Consider the following 23617-nt stretch of genomic DNA (forward strand, 5'->3'; position numbering starts at 1 on the left):
TCTGGAGCATGCGTCAGCCGCCACTGATTTTCCAGTGTTTGACGTTATCGGCAAACACCATCTGATGCATTTCGTGGGCGATTCCGTAGGCCAGGGATTCATGCGCCGCAATGACCTTCTCTTCCGCTGAAAGGCAATGAAAAATGTCCAGTTTGGTATCCGCGCTGGCGGTTTCCAGGGCAAAGATTTGCACATAACGAGCGAGGTCGTTATCCAGGCTCAAGAGGTATTCGCGCAGGCGTTGATGGTCGACCGAGCTTTGGGGGAAGTACCAATTCATTGGGTGAATCAGAAACCGCGAATGGGGCGCGGTGATCCGTCGGCCGGCGGCCAGGTACATGATGATGCCCATCGACTCGATGTTGCCGGCATTGATCGCGCACAGCGGCACCGGCAGGGATTTGAGGAAGGTATAGAGGGCGAAGCCGAAGTTGGTGCTGCCGCCGCTAGTGGAGAGATTCAGCAGTAAGGAGGAGGCGCCCTGGTCGATGGCGTCGAGGCAGCAGTCCCTGAAGCGTTCCATCGTGCCCTGATCAATCTGGCAATGAAAGTGGACGATGTGCTCTGTCATCGACGTACCTCCACACAGGATAAATTAGAGAGCTGACAGTTCAGCGTAACTGCTTGAATGATGCCAGACCTCGACGCGCTTTTCTTTCATCAATTTATATAAGCGGACCCCACTTTTATACTCGTTTTACTCACACCCATTAGTCGCCGCATCAGGAGTTTTCTGGAACTAATCATCCCGATCCGCTTGTCGCAAGAACGACAGATCAGTTCAAACTTTCAATCGCAGAAAACCTCGGAATTAGACGAGCCGACGACGAAGGCTCGTGAATAACAATGAGGAGAACGGAAATGGCTAACACCGGAAACAAGAACCCAGGCAATTTTGCCAATGACCCTGGAAAAGCCTCCGAAGCCGGTAGAAAAGGCGGAGAGTCGGGCGGCGGGATGATGAACGATCCGCAACGCACCTCCGATGCCGGCAAAAAAGGTGGACAGGCCTCAGGGGGCCGTCAATCCAGCGATACCAATCGTTCTGGTAGCGGACAGGGAGGAGGACGCCCAGACAACTTTGTCGAAGACAGAGAGAAAGCATCTGACGCAGGCAAAAAAGGAGGAGGGCAAAATCCCGGCGGCGGGCGTAAACCCTGATGCCGAGTGAAATACATCAAGCCCCGCTTTTGGCGGGGCTTGGTTTTATCCGGGTCAGATTCCTGTCGTCTTACGGGTTATGCCGGTCCGTGACAGGCGCATGCTGTGCCATCAGCTCAGCGACCCAATCAATGAATACGCGCAACTTGAAGCTGATATGCCGGTTCGGCGGAAAGGCCACGTAGATCGGCATCGGATCGAGGCGCCAATCTTCGAACAAACGGACCAACTCGCCGCGCGCTTCGTATGGTTTGGACATGTAGTCTGGCAGCCAAAGAACTCCGAGGCCGGCCAGGCCGGCCGCGATGTAGGCATTACCATCGTCGACGGCCAGCACGTAGCGCCCCTTGATATGGACGCTCTCGCTGTTGCTGCGCATGGCATAAGGCACGGCTTTGCCTGTGCGTGCCCACAGGAAACCGACGACACGATGATGCGAATCTTCCAGCTCCTGCGGATGCGACGGTGTGCCGAGGCGCTCCAGGTAGCTCGGTGCCGCATAAACGCCAAGCTGGAGTTCGCCTACCCGCCGGGCCATCAGAGACTGATCGGTTAGTTCGCCGCCGCGCACAACGCAATCTACATGCTCACCGATCATGTCCACGATGCGATCGCTGACGCCCATGTCGATCTGGATGTCAGGGTATCGAGCATGAAACGCAGGCATCGCCGGCACCAGAATCATGCTGGCCAATGGGCTGGGCACATCCACTCGCAGCCGGCCCCGAGGCAGGGCCGAGGCGCTGGACAGGCTAGTCTCGGCATCGTCCATGTCGGCTAGCAAACGCACGACGCGCTCGTAATAGACGGCACCGTCGGCCGTTACGTTGACCTTGCGCGTCGTGCGGTTGAGTAATTTGACGCGTAACCGGGCCTCCAACTGCTGCACCAGTTGCGTCACAGTCGTCTTGCTCATATGCAGTGTTTCGGCCGCCTTGGTGAAGCTGCCCGTTTCCACCACCCGAGCAAATGCCAGCATCGCATCGAAACGGTCCATTTCTGCCCCGGATATCTATTGGATTGTTTGGGTTTTACAAACAGTGATGGCTACAGTTGCTCGTTTATCGAGCCGGCGCAAGTCCTTAAAGTCCCTTTCATCATTAATTGCGGGTCGGCTTTGATCCGTTGAAGGAGGCACTTTATGAGCAAGCGTGATGTTGTTTTTCCGCCCGGACGCCAAGCGCTTTATGAGCGCAATCGCTATTCGCCGGCTATCCGGTCCAATGGCTTTTTATTCGTTTCGGGGCAAGTCGGTAGTACCGAAGACGGCTCACCCGAGCCCGACCTGGAGACCCAGGTTCGGCTCGCATTTAACAATCTGAACGCGATTCTGGGATCTGCCGGTTGCACCTTCGACGACGTGATTGACATAACGGTCTTCATCGTCGATCCGCAAGAGAAGTTCGAGACGATCTGGAAGGTTGTGCCAGAGTTCTGGGGTAACGCACCGCACCCGACGTTAACCGCCGTCGGGGTCACGTGGCTGTATGGCTTTGAGTTCGAGATCAAGGTGATCGCCAAGCTTCCTGAAACCATCAAGAGCTGATCCGCGATAGCGCGGCGTAACTATCGGTTCAAGTAATAGTGACAATCAAGAAACGCAAGTTCTGGTTTGTTGGGCAAAGGTGGAAAATCGCCCCCATCGAAGACGCTGCTCAATGAACCAGACTTTTTATTTTCAGGACTTCACCGATGCGCCCTTTATTTGTTCCTGTCATGACACTCGCCTCCTTGCTGCTGGCCGGTTGCGCCTCCGCGCCGAACGACCCGACGCTAACCTTGCAGACGAAAAAAACGCCTGCCGAGTACGCCGACTGCGTGATACCGAAGTTGCAGGGCAGCGCACTGAACCCGACGGTCTCGCAAACCCAGCGCAGCTACCGGATCGTGGTGCCGAGCAAAGTCGCGGCAGACAACGTTCTCGAAGCCTACAAGGCACCGAATGGCGGCAAGGTGTTTTTGTATGAGCGCCACTTGCTGGCGTCGAACTTCATGCCTTCGAGTTTCGAACGTGCCGCGCAGGAATGCCTGTAACCGGTAACCGCTTTTAAAAGTGCTCCTTTGGTTGGCCGCAACCAACCAATTTTTTGTCCCGTGCCTCATTCGGTCACGGGACTTTTTTTGCGTGCAGGTTTTTGCATGCAGGTTTGGTGTGCAATGGATCATTCTTTGAGAAGTGACCCAGCCGCGTGGCTGGCCTGGTTCCTGCTCCTGAAATGTGAGAATTGGTAGGCGATGGCCAACCAAATGAACCATGCAGGCATCACACACAGTGCAAGACGGGTGTCTGGCCGAAGAGCAAGCAGGCACAACACAAATGCGAGAAATGCGAGGGAGAACCAGGCCATCGGCACGCCTCCAGGCATTTTGTACCGGGATTGCGCATGCAGGTCGGGCCTTGCTTTGCGATAAGCAATGTAAGACGCCAGGATGGTCGACCAGGTAAAGATCACCAGGATGGCCGACACCGTCGACACGATGGTAAAGGCGGTCATGACTTCAGGGATGATGAACAGCAGCAGCACCCCCAGCAACATCAGAAAGGTCGTGAAGGCCAGGCTGATGAGCGGAACGCTGTTTTTCGACAGCCGTCTGAAAATACCGGGTGCGTTACCCAGGTCGGCCAGGCCGAACAACATGCGGCTGGACGAGAACACGCCGCTGTTGGCGGAAGATGCCGCAGAGGTCAGCACCACAAAGTTGACAATGCCGGCCGCCGCTGGAAAACCCGCGATCAGGAACAGTTCGACAAAGGGACTTTTGTTGGGCGATACCTGCTGCCATGAGGTCACCGCGATGATGCAGACCAGGGACAGAACATAAAAAAGGATGATCCTGAGCGGTATGGAATTGATGGCTTTGGGCAACGTCTTTTCGGGCGACCTGGTTTCGGCGGCCGCGGTGCCAATTAACTCCGTGCCCGCGAACGAAAAGATCGCCATCTGAAAGCCGGCGAAGAAGCCGAACAGGCCGTTGGGGAAGGCGGCTTGCTTGTCCAGCAGGTGCGTCAGGGAAGCCGTGACTCCCGTGGGTGAGACAAAGGAGCTGGCAATCAGCAGCACACTGACGGAGATCAGCGCGACGACTGCGATTATCTTGATGATCGCGAACCAGAATTCAACCTCGCCGAACAGTTTGACGGTGAGCACATTCAAGGCGAACAGGGTCAGCATCATGCCGATGGCGGGGATCCAGGCCGGTACATCAGGGAACCAGTATTGAAAGAACCCCCCGACGACCACTGCATCTCCCACAACGGCCACGCTCCAGCTCAACCAGTATGACCAACCGAGAAAGAAGGCCGCACGAGGGCCGAGGTAGGCCCCGGCAAAGTCAGCAAAGCTTTTGAAGTTCAGGTTAGATAAAAGCAGCTCTCCCATGGCACGCATGACGAAGTAAACAAAAAGACCGATGATCATATAGATAAGTATGATCGAGGTGCCGGACAGGGCGATGATCTTGCCGGAGCCCATGAACAGCCCCGTGCCAATGGCGCCGCCCATGGCCATTAGTTGAATGTGGCGATTGCTGAGCGTGCGCTGTAATGCGGGTTGTTCAGCTAATTCATGCATATCTGATTTCATCACAAAACCTCTTGATTTTATGTTTTTGAGTTTTGGCAGATAAATAGTGCGTGTGTTTTATTGTTGTAGGTATTGCGCCTTGCAGGGGGCGCACTCTTGCAGTAGCGGTTAATCAGTTAGAGTTGCCCTCAATCAGTTGATACAGGTTTTTTATATTGGCTGGCGTGGGAACAAGATGGATTTTTTCACCGATCCCGTATTTGTCAGCTTGGTCATGCAAATAACGAAGTGAAGAAAAGTCTTCAAGCGCAAACCCCACCGAGTCGAATACCGTGACTTGCGTGTCATTTTCTCGGCCTGGTTCGTTATCCCGAACGATGCGGAAATATTCGATGACAGGATGGTCAGCGTCCAGTTGCTGAATGTCGCCTTCAATGCGCGTCTGTGGTTCAAACTCGACAATGATCCGGGCGTTGCGCAGGATATCGGCATGAAGTTCGGTTTTCCCGGGACAGTCACCGCCAACCGCGTTGATATGCATGCCCGGTTCGATCATGCCGGGCGTCAAAATTGTCGCGTAGGCTTTGTCCGCGGTGACGGTGGTGACGATATCGACGCCTTTGACGGCTTCATGCACGGAGGAGGCTACGGTGACATTGATGCCGGTATAGCTTTCCAGGTTTTGTTTCAATTTCAATGAAGCGCCACTGTCGATATCGAATATCCGCAGCTCGTTGATCCCGAGCATTTCATAAAAGGCAATGGCCTGGAATTCGCTCTGGGCGCCATTTCCGATAATCGCCATGCGTGTCGAACCCTTGCGCGCCAGGGACTGGGCTACCAGGGCGGACGTTGCCGCTGTGCGAACCGCGGTGGTCAGGGTGAGTTCGCTGAGGACTGTGGGGTATCCGCTATCAACGTCCGCCAAAACACCAAAGGCCATGACGGTCAGCAGATTGTTGCTGGCATTGGCGGGATGGCCGTTCACGTATTTGAATGAATATTGCTTGCCGTCGTCGGTCGGCATCAACTCGATGACCCCGGAATCGGAGTGATTGGCCGTACGTGGGGACTTATCAAAGTCAGCCCAACGGCAATAGTCGGCTTTGATGTAGAGCGCCATTTCCTTGATGGCATTACCGATTCCGATTTTACGAAAAAGCGTCGCAGCATGATCAACGTCTATGAATAGAGTCATATGTGTTTTCTCTGAGTTGTAAATCCAGGGGGGTATATCGGTCTTCAAAACTCAGGATTGTTTGCTCTCATATCCATGAAGTACGTTGACCGCATTGATACCGATTTCATCGACCATGTATCCACCTTCCATGACGAAGAGCGTAGGGGCGCCAACAGTGGCGATAATTTCACCCATGCCAAAGAAGTCATCACTTTCCAGAAGAAAATGGCTGATCGGATCGTCTTTGAAGGTATCGACGCCCAAGGAAATAACTAGCAACTCGGGCGAGAAGTTCCTGAGTTTTTTACAGGCATGCATCAGGGCGTTCTGGTAACTCTGCCACGTGGTATTTTTCGGCAACGGATAATTCAGGTTATAACCTTCGCCAGCACCTGTACCGCACTCGGAACTGAAACCTGAATAGTAAGGATAAGAAACCGACGGCTCTCCATGCAGAGAGGCAAACATCACATCATTGCGGTTATAGAAGATGTTTTGCGTTCCGTTACCATGATGGAAGTCGACGTCCAGCACTGCGACACGTTTAGCACCTTGAGTCAGTGCATGTTGCGCGGCGATGGCCGCGTTATTCAGGTAGCAGTAACCTCCCATGTATTCACGAGCAGCGTGGTGTCCGGGTGGACGACACAAGGCAAAGGCGCTGTTGTGGCCTTCGTTGATCAACGATAGGCCGGTGAGTGCAATGTCCGCGCTGGTTTTAACTGCTTCCCAAGTGGTCGCGGTGATCGGCGAGCCGGCATCCATGGCAAAGAAACCGAGCTTGCCATCAATGAAATCCGGGACTTGTTCATTGGACAAGTCGCGTACCGGCCAGACCAGGGGCAGGGCGTCATGCTCCCGTCCGGTTGCCGTCCATTCAGACCACGCGCTTTCCAGAAAGGAAACATAGCGCTCACTGTGTGCATTGACGTAGCACGCCCGGTCAAACGTTCGCGGGACGATGATATCGCCGAGCCCGACGTGCTGGACTCGGTCGCGAACGGTATCCGCTCGGCTTGGCTGTTCGAAAGAAAGTTTGAGAACGCCGTCCTTTAGTTCAGAGCCATGGTGCAGTCGATGAGAATCGCTAAAAATTGTAAGCATTAAAACGCATCCGTCATTGTGGTCCAGTGCCAATAGTTTGTTCTGGTTCGGATGCACTTTCTTTGCTTTTTATTCTCGTTCTGCTAGCGTAATCGGGATTATTTACCCTTGGATGGCGTCATGCAGAAAAAAATTACTCATCGCGCATTGCTAGACGATACCGACCTTTCCATCCTTGCCTTGCTGCAGGAAGACGCCAGCATTTCCAACGCCGAATTGAGTGAACGGCTGTCGCTAAGCCTGACGCCATGCTGGCGGCGACGTAAGAGATTGGAAGAGGAGGGGGTGATCAAGGATTACCAGGCCAACCTGGATCGGCGAAAACTGGGCCTGGACATCATGGCGTTCGTGCATATTCGCTTTACCACGCACACTGACCACACCCCCGAGGCCTTTGAAGCCGTCATCATGCAGCTCCCCGAGGTCTTGTCTTGCCACAAGATCACCGGGGATGCCGATTACCTTTTGCAAGTACTGGCCCAGGATCTTGATAGCTACAGTGACTTTGTCGAGAGCGTATTGAGGCGACAACTCGGTATCGCCTCTATCCAGTCAAGTCTTGCGTTGCGTGAAGTCAAAACGACCAGTCGTATCGCCATTCCGGGGCGGGCAAAGTAGTAAACCGGCGTTCTGAAACGTTCGTCCCCTGAGCCTGGCTGTCCGGACGGGCTCCTCTCATTGCATCACATAACGCCCCGGTGCCGACTCAAGTGCCGGGTGTTGCGCGTTCCCGGTGCTCAGCACTGAAGGCTGGCGTTCCCCTGCGTGTTCGGCCAGCCAGACGAACCAGTCGTTCCACCAGCTGCCCGGATGCTGCTGGGCATTCTTGAACCAGGTTTCAGGGTTCTTGGTGACGCGATTGTTGGTCCAGTAATGGCGTTTTTCCTTGGCTGGTGGGTTGATCACCCCCGCGATATGCCCTGAGGCGCCGAGCACGAAACGCTTGGTTCCAGACAGTAGCTCGGTGCTGGCGTAAGCGCTTTTCCATGGGACGATGTGGTCGTCATGGGTGGCGAGGATGTACGCCGGGGCATCGATGGCGCGCAGGTCCAGCTTGACCCCGCAGCAATCCAGTTCGCCGGATTTAAGATCGTTTTGCAGATAGGTATGGCGCAAGTACCAGCAGTACATCGGCCCGGGCAGGTTGGTGCTGTCGTTGTTCCAGAACAGCAGGTCAAGGGGTATCGATTTTTGCCCCTTGAGGTATTTGTCGACGTTGTAGTTCCACCACAAGTCGTTGGGGCGCAGCAGCGAGAATGTATTGCCCATGTCCTCGCCCTTGAACAGGCCGATGGGGCCGTTGAGGCCGCCGATGGTGCGTTCGCGATAAGCCACCAATTGCTCGTCGACGAAGATGTCGATGGGGCCGGTATCGAGGTAGTCGAGGAAGGTGGTCAGCAGGCTCACGCTGGCGATCTCTTTGTCGCCACGGGCCGCCAACACCGCCAGCGCCGAGCTCAACAACGTGCCACCAATGCAGAAACCCACGCAATTGGGCCGTTGCTCGCCGCTGATTTCACGGGTCAGCTGCAGCCCTTTGATAATCCCGGTTTCAATCAGGTCATCCCAGGTGGTGCCGGCATGTTCCTGGTCGAAGTTGCGCCACGACATCAGAAATACCGGGTGGCCTTGCTGCAACAGGTGGCGAACCATCGAATTGTCGGGACGCAGATCGAGGATGTAGTACTTGTTGATTGACGGAGGAACGATAAATACCGGGCGCCGGTACTGGGTTTCGCTTTGCGGATAGTACTGGATGAGCTGGAAGAGTTCGTTCTCGAAGACCACTTCACCGGGGGTGTTTGCCAGGTCGACACCCACTTTGAACGCGCCGGCATCGCACTGGCGCATCTTGCCTTCCTGCAGGTCGCTGGCCAGGTGCATCAGGCCTGTGAGCAGGCTGCTTCCTTGGGTGTCAACGACCCGTTGCAGCGCATCGGGGTTACTGACCAGAAAATTACTCGGCGCGCCGGCAGCGATGGCTTGCTCCGCCAGATAGAGCAAGCGTTGACGCGGTTTCTTGCCGTCGATCGGCAACTGATCGAGCAGCTTCAGCAGAAAGCCGGCATTGAGCAGATAAAACGCCGCGAGGGAACCGAACAGCGGTTGGCTCCAGTTGCCGCTGGCAAAACGCCGATCTTCGAAGCTGAAGGGCTGACCGGTCAACAGACGCTGGCCGAGCTCACACCATTGTTGCTGGTAGTCCGATTGGAGGCTGTCCAGGGTTTCGCGTGGCAGCTCGAACCAGGCGTTGTAGTCCTGCCCGGTAAACCAGGGATTGGTGCTGACCCAGAGCCTTAATTGTTGCACTGCAAAGGACGCAATGAACGGAACCTGGCCCGACCAGAGTGTGTTTAAGGTATGCGCGTTGTCCATGGAACTCCTTGCCCACGTGAATAAACCGGACGGAAAAAAACGCGGCGCCGGACGTCGGCGCCGCGTCTGACAACTCAGCCTGTGTCTCTAACGCTCGATGACCAGGCTGACGCCCTGGCCGCCACCGATGCACAAGGTGGCCAGACCTTTTTTGCCATCGCGACGGATCAGTTCATGTACCAGCGACACCAGAATCCGCGCGCCTGATGCGCCGATCGGATGACCGAGGGCAATGGCGCCACCGTTGACATTGACCTTGTTCATGTCCCAGCCCAGTTCCTTGCCGACGGCCAGTGACTGCGCGGCGAACGCTTCGTTGGCTTCGATCAGGTCCAGGTCGTCCAGGCTCCAGCCGGCTTTCGTCAAGACCAGACGGGTAGCGGGCACCGGGCCGATGCCCATGATCGACGGGTCTACTCCGGCGCTGGCATAGGCCTTGATGCGCGCAAGCACCGGTAAGCCCAGAGCCAGGGCCTTGGCGGCGCTGGCCAGCATCAGCACGGCAGCGCCGTCATTGAGGGTCGACGAGTTGCCCGCGGTGACGCTGCCGTTTTTCTGGAACGCGGGTTTGAGGTTGCCCAGTGCCTGGAGCGTGCTGTCCGGACGCGGTTGTTCATCGGTGTCGAAGACCAGCGGCTCGCCCTTGCGCTGGGGAATCAGGATCGGGGTGATTTCACCCTTGAAGTAACCCGCCTCGATGGCCGCGGCGGCTTTCTGTTGCGAGGTCGCGGCGAAGGCGTCCTGATCTTCGCGACTGATACTGTATTGATTCGCCAGATTCTCGGCAGTGATGCCCATGTGGTAGTCGTTGAAGGCATCCCACAAACCATCCTGAATCACGCTGTCTTGCAGTTGCGCATGACCCAGGCGCAGACCGGTGCGCGCCTTGGGCAGAACATAGGGCGCCAGACTCATGTTTTCCTGACCGCCGGCAATCACCAGTTCGGCGTCGCCGCAACGGATCGCCTGAACCGCAAGCTGGACCGCCTTGAGGCCTGAACCGCAGACTTTGTTCAGGGTCAGGGCGGGGGTGGTATGGGGCAGGCCGGCCTTGATCGCGGTCTGGCGTGCAGGGTTTTGCCCGGAGCCTGCAGTCAGCACCTGACCGAGGATGACTTCATCAATCTGCGCAGCGTCGATCCCGGTCTGTTCGAGCAGGCGACGAATCACCGCCGCACCCAACTCGGTGGCTGGAATGGCGGACAGTGAGCCTTGAAAACTGCCAATGGCGGTGCGAGTAGCGGCAACGATTACGACTTCGTTCATGCATGACCTCATTAGGATTCTGTCGAGCGGGAGCAGGGCATCCATGCCCTGACAGGCTTACTGCATGTTCATGCCGCCGTTGACCGAGAAGTCGGCACCGGTGCTGTAGGCCGATTCATCGGACGCCAGCCAGGCGACGATCGAGGCGATTTCTTCGGGTTGACCAAGACGCCCCACCGGTGTGGCTGCGATCATGGTGTCGAGAATGTCTGGGCGGATGGCCGCGGTCATGCTGGTCTGGATGTAGCCGGGCGATACGGTATTGACGGTCACGCCTTTGCCCGAGACTTCCCGGGCCAGTGCCATGGTGAAGCCATGGATGCCGGCTTTGGCCGCGCTGTAATTGGTCTGGCCGAACTGGCCGCGCTGACCGTTGATCGACGAAATGTTGATGACCCGACCCCAACCCTTGGCCAACATGCCTTCAATCACCTGTTTGGTGGTGTTGAACAGGCCGCTGAGGTTGGTCCCGATCACCGCGTTCCAGTCTTCTGGAGTGAGTTTGCGAAAGGAGGCATCCCGAGTGATGCCGGCATTATTGACCAGCACATCGATCGGGCCGAATTGCTCTCGTGCCATCTCGAAGGCCTTGCGGGTCGATTCCCAGTCGGTGATGTCGCCGAAGATACATTCGAACTGATAACCCGCCGCCAGTTGGGTCGCTATCCATTCGTTCTTGCGGGCGGAATCCGAGCTGCAGCCGACGATGACCTTGAATCCTTCCTTGTACAGGCGTTGGCTTATCGCAGTGCCAATCCCACCCATACCACCCGTGACCAACGCAATACGACCAAGCGACTTCATACAATCCCTTCCTTTCTTTGTTTTGCGTTGCAAGATGGGGGGATTGTTCGGTATTGACCGGGCGTGCGGAAGTGTTGAGAGGTGACTGTCTGGTGTCCAACGGTGCCATGCCCCGGTTAATGACGGGTGGCGAAAAACGCTGGTTACCTATACTGGGATCAATATTGGCCACTGAAGAACCCGTTAGTCTTTGATTCATCGCAGATCAGTTATGGCTCCGGACAGGATGTTCGGTTCCACAGGTCATTGAGGACGCCATGTATAGAATGAGTTCAGGCTATGCCAGCGTGCTGGTAAATACGCTCTCGGCTCAAGGACTGGATGTTGCCAGTCTGTGTCGGGAGGCTGGACTAGACATGAAGCTTGCGAACAAACCAGGAGCGTTTTGCGAGCGAAGGGCGATTTATCGATTATGGGATCTGGCCGCTCAGGCCTCGGGCGATCCGGACATCGGCTTGAAGGCCTATGGAAGTTTCCACCCCGGTAGCTTTCAGATCGTCGGCTACACCATGATGTCCAGCCTGAATCTGAAAAAAGCCCTTGAGCGCCTGGTCCGTTTCAGTCCGTTGATTGGCACCGGATTCAGCCTTTTCTTTACATCGGAACTGCAGAGTTACCGACTTTCCGGCCTCGATCATCACCAAAAAGGTTCGGTCAAGCCTCGCCAATACACCGATGCGGCGCTGGCTTCGTTGCTGGGCTTCTGCCGTAAGCTGGCGGGCGGTCACTCACCGCAACCCTTGAGTGTAGAGTTCACCTATCCCGAACCTGAAGACACCTCCGAGCATCGACGGTTGTTTGGCTGCGACCTGCGTTTCGACGCGGCTTACGACAGCATTTTGTTTGATGGGCAGGAGCTGCTGCGTCCGTTGAGCATGGCCAACGAAGCGCTGGCGGTGCTGCATGACAGTTTTGCCGAGGCGCAACTGGATCTGCTGTTTGGTTTTTGCATCGTCGGCAGGATTCGCGCGCTGATTACCGAGCGCTTGAGTCAGGGCCAGGGGCAATGCGATATGGAGTCGATCGCGGCGGCATTGAACGTTAGCAAGCGCACGCTGCAACGCGCGCTGGAAAAGGAAGGGACGCAATTCAAGGACGTGCAGAACGCTGTGCGCCGGCAATTGGCCGACTTCTACCTGCGCCATTCTCACTTCAACATGAAGCATGTCGCGTATCTCCTTGGTTTTCATGATCACAGCAGCTTTAACAAAGCCTGTAGCCGCTGGTTTGGCATGACACCCGGTCAGTATCGGGCCGATGAATCGTTGGCAATCGAGGAGGCCGCGCCGGTCTGACACGGCCTCCCGTCAGCGTTCAACGCTATTTCATCGGAGGTTTTTTTACGGCTTTCTTGCCCTTGGCAGGTTTGCGCACCGGACTCGCCACCTTGGCGATGGGGTCTGGGGTCACTGCGGGGATTTTCTGCCTGATCGGCTCAGGGATGAGCACCGGGATGGCTTGCTTGATCGGCTCTGGCGTTATCGCCGGGACTTTCACTTCGATGGCATCGGCTGCACCGGGTGGTTGGGTCAGGCTGAAACCTGGCAGCGGAACGTCGAGTAGCGTGTGCAGTTCACACCAGCATGGGTTGTTTGCGCCGCTGGTCAGCAGTTCCGGCAGTAAATTGGCGACGGCCGCCAGCACTTGTTGACGCTCTTGGGCCTCAATCAGCATCAAGGGCAGGCTGTGCAGGCTTTCTTGCGGGTGGGTGGCGACCAGCAGTTTTTGCAGGCGCAGGGTTTCGCGCAGATCAAGCGGCTTGGCACTGTAGTCCCGGAGCAGCACCTGCAGTTGCAGGATCAATTTCTCGACGCTTTCCTTGCCCGGTTCGTCGCTGTCGCGGCCCAGCAGGAACAGGATCCGTATCAAGGCTTCCATCAGACCGCCAAGGGGCAGGGCATCCTGCAGGCGCTCGGTCAGAACCTGGTCGTGCTGCTTGGCGTGTTCCTGCAGATTTCGCCCGGGTGCATTGCCGGCGAGGCTATTGAGCACGCCATACACGCCGTAGAAACACATTTCGTGAGCCGCATCACGCAGATCCCGATAGCCGTTCAAGGCGTCCTGCACCTGGTTGGAAAACAGTTCTTGCCAGAGCAGCAACGGGTTGTTCTGGCTGACGGGATAACGATCCTTGCTCACTTGGGCGGCACTGCCAGCCAGCCACCACAGCGCCGGGTTCAAACTGCTCCAGGCCACTTGCTGCTGATGGAAAGGGTGCGCGCGGCGCAGCAGTTCGGCGCTCGGTTCGTTGATCAGCTGGCGCAACCATGGGCGTATGAATTCGTCGTACGCGCTGTTGTTGATGGCGGATGCGCGCTGGACCAGCGCAAATTCGCGATCGTCATCACGGGGCGGCTTCACTTCGCCATGGATGTCGGCGATACGCCGGCGCTCGAAACGCACGGCATACGGCGTCGCCGAGTGCTCCGGCAGGTCTTCGATCAGCATTTCATAGAGCCCGGACGGCAGCGCATTGATCGCATCGACCGCACCCAGCAGCTCACGGTGCTCACGCCGCGCCACTTCGCCGGACACGAAGATGCCCAGGTGACCGATGCTCGCATGTCGCAGGTAAACGATGGTGCGTTCGGCATTTTGCAATGCGAGATCGCTGGGGTAGACGTCGGTGATCCAGTCCAGCGCCTGCTGCGGGGAGGTGATGTTGTCGCCATAGGAACAGAACACCACCACCGGCACTTCGATCAATTTGAGGTCAAGCCCGCTGCTCTTGCGCCCCAGGCCACCGGACAGCTGATTACCGATGAACAGGTCGTCGACAATCATCTCGATCTCTTCGCTATTGAGCAGGGTCGGGCTGCCCCACCAGCGTTCGAAATCCAGAAAGCGTGCGGCCTCGCTGTCGACCTCACTGAACAGGTGGTAGTACTTGCCCCACCAGGTGTTGGCCGGGTCCAGGTTTTCGAAATTGCTCACCAGCCAGGTGCCGTCGAAACGGTCATTACCGAGGTCGCTCCCCAGTCGCGCCATCCAGCCACCGCCCAGCAAACCGCCGGTGTAGCGCATCGGATTGCGGCCATTGACGCCGGCCCAGTACGACAACGGCGCACCGTTGACGATGATCAGCCCCGGCAACTCTGGCCGAGTGGCCGCCAGGCCCATTAACGCCCAGCCCGCCTGGCAGTTACCAATGACGACAGGTTTGGCGCTGTCCGGATGCCGGGTGCTGACGACCTCGATGAACCGTGCCTGGGCGTCTGTGATATCGGCAAGGGTTTGCCCCGGGCGTGGCGAGTGACTGAAGGCGATGAAGTAGGTGGGATGGCCGGCTCTCAGGCTTTCGCCGATGACCGAATCCTGTTTGAAACCGCCGATCCCCGAGCCGTGACCGCCGCGGGGGTCAATGATGATCACGGGCTGTTTTTTGCTGTCGATCTGTTGCCCCGGGCCACCGAGGATTTGCAACAACGAATAGTTGACCGCACGGGGCAGGTCTTCACCAGCGACCAGCGTTTCATGATTGAACTTGAGCAGCAGCGGATACCCGGCGCGTTCGTGGGCCAGGGTGTTGTCGCCGCGCTGACGCAAGGTGTCCCAGAACAGCACACTGCGCTGGCCAAGGTCAGTGAAGTATTCCTGCCAGTCAGCGGGTGTCGGCTGTCTGAGTTGCCCAAGACTTAAAGGCGCGAAGGTTTTTGCCTGGCGCTTCTGCACGGCGTCGAGGACGTTGTGGGTATTGAGGCGTTGCAGATGATTAAGGTGTTCGAACAAGCCGGCGGGTTCGCTACGCGCTTCATCTTGCAGCGCAATATATGCTTCCTGACCCATGGTGATCTCCTGCTGCTATGCATGGGAACCTGCGCATCTGAACCCTTTAATTAAAGAGGGTCAGGCGGGCCGTTCTATGAGCAGGAGTCTACAGCGAATAAGGATGGCGTTAGCAACGTTTATTTTGCACCGCACAAAAATAGGCGTTGCCAAATGGTTTTGTGCACTGCAATATCAAGGCTAACGCGATGACTGGCCGGATCGCTATCGCGTCCTCAGGCCCATAAGGGCCTTCCAGTACCAGGAGATTCAAGCATGTCTTTTTTCAATTCGGAAAAACTGCAAACCGCTCAGAAAGCCAACCTCGACCTTTTGCAGCAAATCAGCGGCAAAGTGTTCGCCAGCGTTGAACAGCTCAGCCAGTTGCAGTTCAAGGCACTGCGCGACTCCACCGAAGAGCACTTCGAAGGAGTTCGCAAGCTGCTGGCCGTCCGTGATCCACAAGGTTTCGCCGAGCTGCAGGCGTCTTTCACCCAGCCGAGCGCGCAAACCGAACGTCTGGCCGAATTCAATCGTCAGGTTCAAGCACTGATCGTGGGTACTCAGTCGGACATCGCCAAATTGACCTCGAGTCAGGTCGAAGCGGGCACCCAGCAGCTGCATGAGTTCGTTGAAACCATCAGCAAGAATGCACCGGCCGGCTCCGAGCCTGTTGTGGCCGCGTTCAAGTCGGGCCTGGCGAATGCCGGTACTGTGTTCGAAAGCGCACAGAAAGCCGTAAAACAGGCTGCCGATGTGGCTCAGAGTGGTTTCGATGCAGCGACTGCCGCGGGCACCAAAGCTGCCCCGGAAGCCAGCGCCAAGCCTAACAGCGGTAACAAGTAAGTCACGTCAGGCCAGCGGCACCAATGGCGATGGGTTTATTCCCCATCGCCATTTTTTTTGCCGCGGAAACCTGGGCGGGGCGGCTCAGGTTCACGCTGATACCAGTCGTCTGATCCAGTCCAGCAGTACGCTGGGCAACAATTCTGGTCTGTGCAGCAAGGCATATTGCCGCGAGCCGAATACCGCCGGCAGGTAATTCGCCGCCTGGCGGTCGATGGTCAGACAGAAGGGATAGATGCCTTGGAGCTTGGCTTCGGTCACGGCCTGACGCATGTCTTCTACGCCATAGCGGCCTTCGTACTGGTCAACATCGTTCGGCTTGCCGTCGGAGAGCAGTAACAAGAGACGGTGCGTGGCGGCTTCGCGCATCAGCAATGTGCTGGCGTGGCGCAGGGCGGTGCCGGCCCGGGTATAGCGTTCCGGTTCGAGGGCGGCAATGCGCCGACCGACTTCATCGCTGTAGCGCTCATCGAATGCTTTCAGCATACGGATCGTGACCCGCTGCGGCCCTTCGCCGGAAAACGCCAGCACGCTATAAGGCTCGCCCAGGCTCTCCAACGCCAGACAGACCAGTAGCAACGCCTCGCGCTCGACATCAATGACCCGACGATGGTGCGACAGCCAGCTGTCCGTGGAGCCGCTGATGTCGATCAGCAACATGATCGCCATGTCGCGTCGTCCACGGCGCTGGGTCTGATACAGCGCCTGCGGCATGCTCAGGCCGGCGCGGGACTCGGCACAACCGTCGATATACGCCTCCAGATCGATATCGTCACCTTCCCATTGTTTGCGCAGCCTAACGCGTTGGGCTCGCAGGCTTTCGAACTGCCGGCGGATCGCATCGAGCACCGGACGGTGAGTGTCGAGGGTTTGCTCGACCCACTGTTGCGGGCCTTGCAGGGAGGGACACAGTTGCAGAGTCGCACCCGGATCACGGTAGGCTTGGCGACGGTAATCCCACTCGGGGTAGCTGATTGCATGGTTGGCCAGATCCTGTGCACCGCGCTGAGCGCGGGTCTGTGGCGGGTCGTCGGACAACAGCACCTCTTTCGGGCGACCTGCCGTAATCACCAATCGGGCTTCGTTGAGTTCAGACAATGACTCGGCAAAATCAGCCGCCGGGGTGTCGGTATCCCGGTCGGCAGGGCGCTGCATTCCCATGGGGTCTTCGGCCTTTTCCAGCGGTTCGGCGGGCTGCACCATCCACAGGCCTTGTTCCTGATCGTCGTCCTCGTCGGCACAGGCCTCGCGCACAGTGGGCTGACGGGCGAGGCGGGCGCTACGGGGCAGGTTGTCGGTGGTGTCGATTTCGTCGGGCAAGGGTGACACCTTCATACCCACCGGCGGCTCGCGCAGGTCGCCGGTCCAGGCATCGAGCAGCAACAGATGAGCGCCGAGACCGTGAGATTCGTCGACGGACAAGAGGCGTCTTGCGAGGGTTTCTGAATGTTGTACCGAGTCGACCGTATTGGCGGGTATCTCCAGCCCTTCCAGAGGCGTGCCGCATTCGCTACTCAGCAGTAAACGAAGGACGTTTTCCAAGGGTTGTCGATGATTGGGAAAAGCGTGAAGCGGCGGGCGAGTCGCCAGGGCATGTCGGCGCAAACCATGGATCGATGGCGCCAATCCCGGCAACAGTCGCCCCAAATCCGTATCGGCGGCCCAGGCTTCCAGAAGCAGATAGACGCTGCGCTGCATCGGGTTGTCGAGGGCTGACAGGGCGCTGGCACTGCCTCTGTGGGCACGCATCGCCTGTTGCAAGGCCAGGGTTTTATAGCGTTGCAGCGTGAGCGGACCCTCGTGGCTGCCCAAGTCCTGCGGCAGCCAAATAGTCACGCCATCGGTCGCCGGGACAGCGCTTTGCCGACACGGCTTTTCGTGACGCAGCAAAAACTTTTTCAGCAGCGTGGGGGGCGAGGGTGGTTGCGCGACGCGCAGCGGATAGTGGGTGTCGAACACGGCCTTGATCAGTAAATCGAGGTGTTGTGCGACATCCCCGAGGGTGATGATTTTTGCAGCGTCCGAGGGGGGCCGGTGACGACGCCACAACGCCTGCGCATACACCGTCGCGTGGCGTGCGACGTCAGTGATGAGGTCCTCGGCTTCGGCCATCTAGATAAACGTCAGGTCAACGAGATCGCGCATGGCCGCGACCAGCACCGCGTCATCGGACAGCGGCGAGATCAGCGCGACCCGGCAGGCGATGGGTGCAGCAATGCCGTGGGTGATCAGCCGTGCGGTGGCGATCAGCAGACGGGTACTGGGGACTTCCGCCAGGCCCCGGTCCTGCAAGGCACGTAACCGGTGAGCGAGGGTGACCAGGGCGTGGGCGGTGGCGTAGTCGGTTCCACCCTCATGGATGACGATGGCGATTTCGCGCTCGGCCGGCGGGAAGTCAAAATCCAGCGCCACAAAGCGCTGTCGAGTACTCGGTTTCAAATCCTTGAGTATTCGTTGGTAGCCGGGGTTGTAGGACACCACGAGTTGAAAGTGTGGTGAGGCTTCGAGGATCTCGCCGATTTTGTCCAGTGGCAGAATCCGCCGGTGGTCGGTCAGCGGGTGCAGGACGACAATCGTGTCTTGCCGTGCTTCGACCACTTCGTCCAGGTAACAGATAGCGCCTTCGCGCACGGCTCGGGTCAGAGGGCCTTCCGTCCAATGGGTGCCCTGGTGACCGATCAGGAAACGCCCGACCAGGTCGCTGGCACTCAGATCGTCATGGCAGGAAATAGTGATCAACGGGCGTTTGAGTCGCCACGCCATGTGTTCGACAAAACGGGTCTTGCCACAACCGGTGGGGCCTTTGAGCATGACGGCCAGTTGCTGCGCATGGCATTGCTCGAAGATTGCCACCTCGTCGCCGCTGGGCTGGTAATAGGGTTCAGCTTGCAGCGCTGCGGGTTCGGCGTGCATCAGCGAACGTTCCATCACAACGCCGCGCCTGAGGCTTGAGGTGTGGCCAGGACCGGATCGGCTTCATCGACATTGAAGTCCGGCGCATGGCGGAAAAATTCGAAGATGAACAGCCCGGCACCCAGGCTGAACATCGAAGCCGTCGCCACCAGCATCAGGAAGTGCACCTGAATTTTCAGCTGCACGTCCAGGTAACCCAGGCCGAGAATGCGCTCCAGGTACACCTGACCAATGCCCGCCGTGGCAAATGACAGGGTCATGCCGAACATTCCTCCCAACTGCAGCCAGAACGCCCAGTAACCGATACTGCTTTCCTCCACCGGACGACGGGTCATGCCGGGTAACGCATAGGTGATCATCGCCAGGACAATCATGGCGTAGGCGCCATAGAAGGCCGCGTGACCATGCATGGCGGTAATCAGGGTGCCGTGGGTCCATTTGTTGACGTCGGGAAAGGTATGAGCCAACCCCAGCAGGCCGGCGCCGAACATGGTGAACACGGCGCTGCCCAAGGTCCAGTGCAAGGCCAGTTTGTTAGGGTGAGAGAGGCCGGAGCGGCGCATCGCGTTGTAGGCATAGATCGCCATGCCAATCAGCGCCATCGGCTCAAGCGCACTGAAGAAACCGCCCAGTGGCAGCCAGTAATGGGGAACGCCGATCCAGTAATAATGGTGTGCGGTGCCCAGAATACCGGCAATGAACACCAGCCCGACGATCACGTACAGCCACTTCTCCATCACCTCGCGGTCAGCACCGGAGAGCCGGATCAGCAGATAGGCAAGAAAGCCGCCCTGGATCATCTCCCAAACACCTTCGACCCACAGGTGGATGGTCCACCAGCGGTAATAGATCGACACCACGTAATTTTCATAGTGCAGCAGCGCCGGCAGAAAGAGCACGGCGGCGCTGGCCAGGCCTAGCAGCAGGACGCCCTCGGTGGCGGTGAAACGCCCGGCTTTCTTGATCGTCATGCCAATGTTGTAGAGGAACATCAGCATGCAAATCACGATCACGATCTTGTGGGGCAGCGGCTGTTCGAGCAGCTTGTTCCCGGTGCCATAACCGAACAGGTAACCCAGAACGGCGGTGACACCCATGGCCGTCCACAACCCGAGCTGGATGTAGGCCAGTTTGGTGCTGTGCAACTCGCCACGGGATTCGTCCGGCACCATCCAGTAGGTCGCCCCCATGAACCCGGTCAGCACCCAGACGATCAACAGATTGGTATGAATGGACTTGGTGACATCGAATGGCAAGAGGTTCAGCAGCGGATCCGGCCCGAGGTATTTGGCCGCCGAGAGCAGGCCGAAGACCAGTTGCAGGCCGAACAGCACCATGGCAACGGCGAAATACCAGTAGGCGACGGATTGAGATCTGTAGCGCATGGTCATCCCCTGCGGTTACTGGAACGACGCCAGATAGGCGACCAGTTGATCGATCTGTTCGGGCGTTAGCGATTTGGTGAAGGTGTCCGGCATGAAGGACATACCGTTGGCGGAAAACATGTCGCCCGGATGCAGGTAAACACTCGGCGTGACGATGGATTCGCGGATGAAGCCTTCGGCGTCCTTGGCCTTGCCCTTGTAGTCAGGCGAGGCGATGACCTGCTTGGCCCGACTGGCCAAGCCGGCCAGTGATGGCCCGGCGAGGTTGACGCCCGGCGCAATCGAGTGGCAAGCGCTGCACACCGGCGTTGCGGTCGTTCGAAACAACGCCTCGCCCAGGGCGATCGGGTCTTCCTTGCCGGACACCGGGCGGGCGGCGGGAGGTGGTTGGTCGCCGCCGGTGGCATTCTGCTGTGCCACGGTGAGGTCCATGCCGGGGATCGACGCACCGGTCACCAGAATCGGGCGCGGTGGCCAGCCTTGATTGTCGACCTTGCTCACCCAGTCGAGGAAGGCGATCAAATCGGCGATTTCCCCATCGCCGAGTTTCAGGTTCGGCATCAGACGACGATGGCGTTTCTCGTCATAGAACTTTGAGGGGTCTTTGAGGAACGCAGTGAGATAAGGGGTGCCGCGCTGCTGGGTGATTTTCGTCAGGTCCGGGGCGTAATAAGCCCCCTCGCCAAACAAGGTGTGGCAATTGATGCAATTGTATTGATGCCAGACATCCTTGCCGCGAGTCACCTGGGGCGTGATCTGTTGAGCGTTGGTCAGTGTGGGAAATTGCCGGTGACTATCAACGGTCATGCCCAGAAACACCACAGCGGCGATCGCCGTCGATATCAGCGCGAATGAGCGTGTCTGGCGTTTGTTCATTGCGAACTCCCTATACGCCGATGCCGGTCCAATAGGTGATGCCGATCACTGCGGCATAGACGACCGCGCTGGCCATCAGCACGAGCACTGCATAGCTGACGAGCTTCAAGACTGTTTGCACGACTGCCTCCCAATGTGAAAGTGCAGGTGGAAAGTGCAGGGTCATTCGCGTTACGCATCAAGTACTAATGCGCGCGAAAGAGCGTTAGCCCGCTGCACTGACGATTGCTTGAAATCCGCATTCGAACAACTGCGAACAGGCGCTAAAGATTGACGACTTCACCAAGCCTTGCGTTCAAGTGCCATGGTTCAGTGGGGGTGGCAGGATGACTGTGAGCCTAGTAGACGTCGCGTGACTGTCAATGACTGGGGTGTACTTCATTCACCGTCTTTTTTCTTTCCGCCATCAGCGTCTGGCTTGCCGCCGAACATGCCGAACAGGTTCTGGGTGTTCAGGTACAGCGCCTTGGACTGATCGACATACTGACGCATCAAATCCTGCATCACCGGCGCTTGCTGATGCATGAAGGTGCTCCAGGCCTCGGATGATTGCGCACCGGTCTGGGACTGGATGTCGATTACGGTCTGAATGCTCTTGTCCAGGTAACTGCCGAGTACGCCCTGATAAGGGCCGTAGAACTGGATAATCCCCATCAGCATCTCGCTGGTGAAGATCGGCTCACCGCCGCTTTCGGCTTCCAGAATCACTTGCAGCAAGATGCTGCGCGTCAGATCCTCGCCGCTCTTGGCATCGACCACCTGAAAGGCAATTTTGTCGACCACCAACTGGCGTATGTCCGCCAGCGTCAAATGACTGCTGGTGTGGGTGTCATACAGTCGGCGATTGGGGTACTTCTTGATCAGGCGTGGGGTGGTATCAGTCATGCGGGGCGTCTCGCGGCGGGCCTGGTTTGCAGGCATCTTAACCTACTCTGGCCCACTGCCGAGGATGATCGTTCCCACGCTCTGCGTACCGATAGTTCCCACGCTCCGCGTGGGAATTCATCCTCGGACGCTCTGCGTCCGCTCTTGGGACGCGGAGCGTCCCGGGCTGCATTCCCACGCGGAGCGTGGGAACGATCAGGGGAGGAGTGCTTGCTTACCAGATCGGCAAGGTGTAGCTGACGATCAGGCGGTTTTCATCCAGGTCGCTGCCGAAGTTTGTCGAGCGCACCGTTGCATTGCGCCACTTCACGCCGACATTCTTCAATGGCCCGCTTTGCACGACATAACCAATGTCGGTATCACGTTCCCATTCCTTGCCTTCGGGGCGATTGCCGCCCAGATCGATGTTGTCACCGGTGAGGTAACGGGTCATGAAGGTCAGGCCCGGAATGCCGATGGCCGCAAAGTTGTAGTCGTAGCGCGCCTGCCAGGACTGTTCGTCCTTGCTGGCGAAGTCGCCGATCTGCACGAAGTTCACCAGGAACGCATCGGTGCCGTTGACGTAGGCGTAGCCGGTGTCGCCGCTCATGCCTTGATAACCCAGACCCAACCCATGCCCGCCGAGGCTGTAGGTGAACATCGCGCCAATCGCATTGTTATCGACATTGCTGCCGCCATCATCCGTGGAGCGGGCGAAGCGCAGATCCGTCTTCAGCGACTGGCCGGTGGTGACTGGCAACACGTAGGTCAGGTTGACCAGGTGCTGGCTGTAGAAGTTGTCGAGGTGGCCGTAGCTGTAGCCGGTGGCGAGGTTGCTGGTCCATTTGTAGTTCAGGCTGGCGAAATCGAAGCTGTTGCTATCGAGATGACGCGTGGTGATGCCCTTGGCGCCGGTGCGGGTGATGCCCATGTCCTCGTAGTCCGAGGAGTCGCGCTGATTGACCTGTGTCAGTCGCCCGGCATCCACCGTCAGGCCTTCGAGTTCCAGCGACGTCAGCTGACCGCCTTCGAAGGTTTGTGGCAACAGCCGTGAATCGTTGGCCAGTACCGTCGGCAGTTTCGGCAACAGCGTGCCGAGTTTCAGCGTACTTTTCGAGGCACGCACTTTGGCCGTCAGGCCCAGTTCGCCGTACTCGTCCTGTGCACCTTTGCTCGTGTCGCGGTGACGTTTGAGCAGGCCGGAGCCTGCGCGATCAGGGCTGGAATCGAGCTTGACGCCGAGCAGGCCAATGGCATCGAAACCCACGCCGATCAAACCGTCGGTAAATCCCGATTCGTAGCGCAGCAGGAAACCTTGCGCCCATTCCTCTTGTTTGGATTGCGCAGCGTTGTCCTGGCGATAGTCGCGATTGAAATAGAAGTTGCGCAGCTCCAGACTGGCCTTGCTGTCTTTGACAAAGTCAGCAGCGGCGGGGGCCGAGAGGCTGATGACGCCGCCGGCCAGCAATAATCGGGTAGCGAGGATGCGGGTGTTGCGGTCCATGGTGAAGCCCCTTTGTTTTTATTATGGAAAGACAGGTCCCGCGGCCCTC

Annotated in this window: 21 protein-coding genes; 6 read left to right on the plus strand and 15 right to left on the minus strand. The window is 57.8% G+C overall.

What is annotated here, in order from left to right; genetic code table 11:
• Positions 1-13 precede the first annotated feature (13 nt).
• Positions 14-571, minus strand: a complete 558-nt coding sequence (locus ACQKPC_RS07415; RefSeq protein ID WP_427623904.1) for an ATP-dependent Clp protease proteolytic subunit — start codon at positions 569-571, stop codon at positions 14-16.
• A 290-nt stretch (positions 572-861) separates the two neighbouring features.
• Between ACQKPC_RS07415 and ACQKPC_RS07420 the strand changes: the two genes are divergently transcribed.
• Positions 862-1161: a general stress protein gene (locus ACQKPC_RS07420; RefSeq protein ID WP_427623906.1), complete on the plus strand. Its 300-nt coding sequence runs from the start codon at positions 862-864 to the stop codon at positions 1159-1161.
• Between the two features lie 70 nt (positions 1162-1231).
• Here the strand turns inward: ACQKPC_RS07420 and ACQKPC_RS07425 are convergent, their stop codons facing one another.
• A complete protein-coding gene (locus ACQKPC_RS07425) occupies positions 1232-2158 on the minus strand; it encodes a LysR substrate-binding domain-containing protein (RefSeq protein ID WP_427623907.1) in 927 nt (308 codons plus the stop codon).
• 144 nt (positions 2159-2302) lie between these two features.
• Here ACQKPC_RS07425 and ACQKPC_RS07430 point away from each other — a divergent pair, with 144 nt between their 5' ends.
• The gene (locus ACQKPC_RS07430) at positions 2303-2707 is read left to right on the plus strand and encodes a RidA family protein (RefSeq protein WP_038983306.1); all 405 of its coding nucleotides are present in this window, start codon (positions 2303-2305) and stop codon (positions 2705-2707) included.
• A gap of 146 nt (positions 2708-2853) precedes the next feature.
• Positions 2854-3195 (plus strand): hypothetical protein, encoded by a 342-nt coding sequence (locus ACQKPC_RS07435; protein ID WP_427623909.1) that lies wholly within the window; start codon positions 2854-2856, stop codon positions 3193-3195.
• A 128-nt stretch (positions 3196-3323) separates the two neighbouring features.
• Here the strand turns inward: ACQKPC_RS07435 and ACQKPC_RS07440 are convergent, their stop codons facing one another.
• From ACQKPC_RS07440 to ACQKPC_RS07450, 3 genes are all read right to left on the minus strand, one after another.
• Entirely contained in the window at positions 3324-4745 is a 1422-nt protein-coding gene (locus tag ACQKPC_RS07440; RefSeq protein ID WP_427623910.1) for an amino acid permease, read from the minus strand.
• Between the two features lie 112 nt (positions 4746-4857).
• Entirely contained in the window at positions 4858-5883 is a 1026-nt protein-coding gene (locus ACQKPC_RS07445) for an ornithine cyclodeaminase (RefSeq protein ID WP_427623911.1), read from the minus strand.
• A gap of 51 nt (positions 5884-5934) precedes the next feature.
• On the minus strand, positions 5935-6969 hold the full coding sequence (locus ACQKPC_RS07450; protein WP_427623912.1) for a histone deacetylase family protein: 1035 nt from the start codon (positions 6967-6969) through the stop codon (positions 5935-5937).
• 120 nt (positions 6970-7089) lie between these two features.
• On the opposite strand from ACQKPC_RS07450, the gene ACQKPC_RS07455 reads away from it, so the two are divergent.
• Complete coding sequence (locus ACQKPC_RS07455) at positions 7090-7587, plus strand: Lrp/AsnC family transcriptional regulator (protein ID WP_427623913.1); 498 nt, start codon at positions 7090-7092, stop codon at positions 7585-7587.
• Between the two features lie 57 nt (positions 7588-7644).
• Here ACQKPC_RS07455 and phaC read toward each other — a convergent pair whose 3' ends face one another.
• The 3 genes from phaC to phbB form a co-directional block, all read right to left on the minus strand.
• A complete protein-coding gene (gene phaC, locus ACQKPC_RS07460; RefSeq protein ID WP_427623914.1) occupies positions 7645-9345 on the minus strand; it encodes a class I poly(R)-hydroxyalkanoic acid synthase in 1701 nt (566 codons plus the stop codon).
• Positions 9346-9432: 87 nt separating this feature from the next.
• Positions 9433-10611 carry an acetyl-CoA C-acetyltransferase gene (locus tag ACQKPC_RS07465; protein WP_123722767.1) on the minus strand — a complete coding sequence of 393 codons (1179 nt, stop codon included), beginning with the start codon at positions 10609-10611 and terminating at the stop codon, positions 9433-9435.
• Between the two features lie 57 nt (positions 10612-10668).
• Positions 10669-11415 carry an acetoacetyl-CoA reductase gene (gene phbB / locus ACQKPC_RS07470; RefSeq protein ID WP_427623916.1) on the minus strand — a complete coding sequence of 249 codons (747 nt, stop codon included), beginning with the start codon at positions 11413-11415 and terminating at the stop codon, positions 10669-10671.
• A 257-nt stretch (positions 11416-11672) separates the two neighbouring features.
• On the opposite strand from phbB, the gene ACQKPC_RS07475 reads away from it, so the two are divergent.
• Positions 11673-12710, plus strand: coding sequence for an AraC family transcriptional regulator (locus tag ACQKPC_RS07475; RefSeq protein WP_427623917.1), 1038 nt, complete (start codon positions 11673-11675; stop codon positions 12708-12710).
• A gap of 25 nt (positions 12711-12735) precedes the next feature.
• Here ACQKPC_RS07475 and ACQKPC_RS07480 read toward each other — a convergent pair whose 3' ends face one another.
• The gene (locus ACQKPC_RS07480) at positions 12736-15201 is read right to left on the minus strand and encodes a DUF3141 domain-containing protein (protein ID WP_427623918.1); all 2466 of its coding nucleotides are present in this window, start codon (positions 15199-15201) and stop codon (positions 12736-12738) included.
• A 255-nt stretch (positions 15202-15456) separates the two neighbouring features.
• Between ACQKPC_RS07480 and phaP the strand changes: the two genes are divergently transcribed.
• Entirely contained in the window at positions 15457-16026 is a 570-nt protein-coding gene (gene phaP, locus ACQKPC_RS07485; RefSeq protein WP_050682011.1) for a TIGR01841 family phasin, read from the plus strand.
• Between the two features lie 90 nt (positions 16027-16116).
• On the opposite strand, the gene ACQKPC_RS07490 is transcribed toward phaP, so the two are convergent.
• The 6 genes from ACQKPC_RS07490 to ACQKPC_RS07515 form a co-directional block, all read right to left on the minus strand.
• A complete protein-coding gene (locus tag ACQKPC_RS07490) occupies positions 16117-18138 on the minus strand; it encodes a nitric oxide reductase activation protein NorD (RefSeq protein ID WP_427623920.1) in 2022 nt (673 codons plus the stop codon).
• Positions 18139-18954: a CbbQ/NirQ/NorQ/GpvN family protein gene (locus ACQKPC_RS07495; protein WP_427623922.1), complete on the minus strand. Its 816-nt coding sequence runs from the start codon at positions 18952-18954 to the stop codon at positions 18139-18141.
• Positions 18954-20324 (minus strand): cbb3-type cytochrome c oxidase subunit I, encoded by a 1371-nt coding sequence (locus ACQKPC_RS07500; RefSeq protein WP_403140962.1) that lies wholly within the window; start codon positions 20322-20324, stop codon positions 18954-18956. The genes ACQKPC_RS07495 and ACQKPC_RS07500 overlap by 1 nt, the downstream gene beginning before the upstream one ends.
• A gap of 15 nt (positions 20325-20339) precedes the next feature.
• On the minus strand, positions 20340-21200 hold the full coding sequence (locus ACQKPC_RS07505) for a c-type cytochrome (RefSeq protein ID WP_427623924.1): 861 nt from the start codon (positions 21198-21200) through the stop codon (positions 20340-20342).
• Between the two features lie 378 nt (positions 21201-21578).
• Positions 21579-22121, minus strand: coding sequence for a polyhydroxyalkanoate synthesis repressor PhaR (phaR, locus tag ACQKPC_RS07510; protein ID WP_427623925.1), 543 nt, complete (start codon positions 22119-22121; stop codon positions 21579-21581).
• A 178-nt stretch (positions 22122-22299) separates the two neighbouring features.
• The gene (locus ACQKPC_RS07515) at positions 22300-23568 is read right to left on the minus strand and encodes an OprD family porin (protein ID WP_427623926.1); all 1269 of its coding nucleotides are present in this window, start codon (positions 23566-23568) and stop codon (positions 22300-22302) included.
• Positions 23569-23617 lie beyond the last annotated feature (49 nt).

Source organism: Pseudomonas sp. NPDC089918 (assembly GCF_050280605.1).
Classification (GTDB): Bacteria; Pseudomonadota; Gammaproteobacteria; order Pseudomonadales; family Pseudomonadaceae; genus Aquipseudomonas.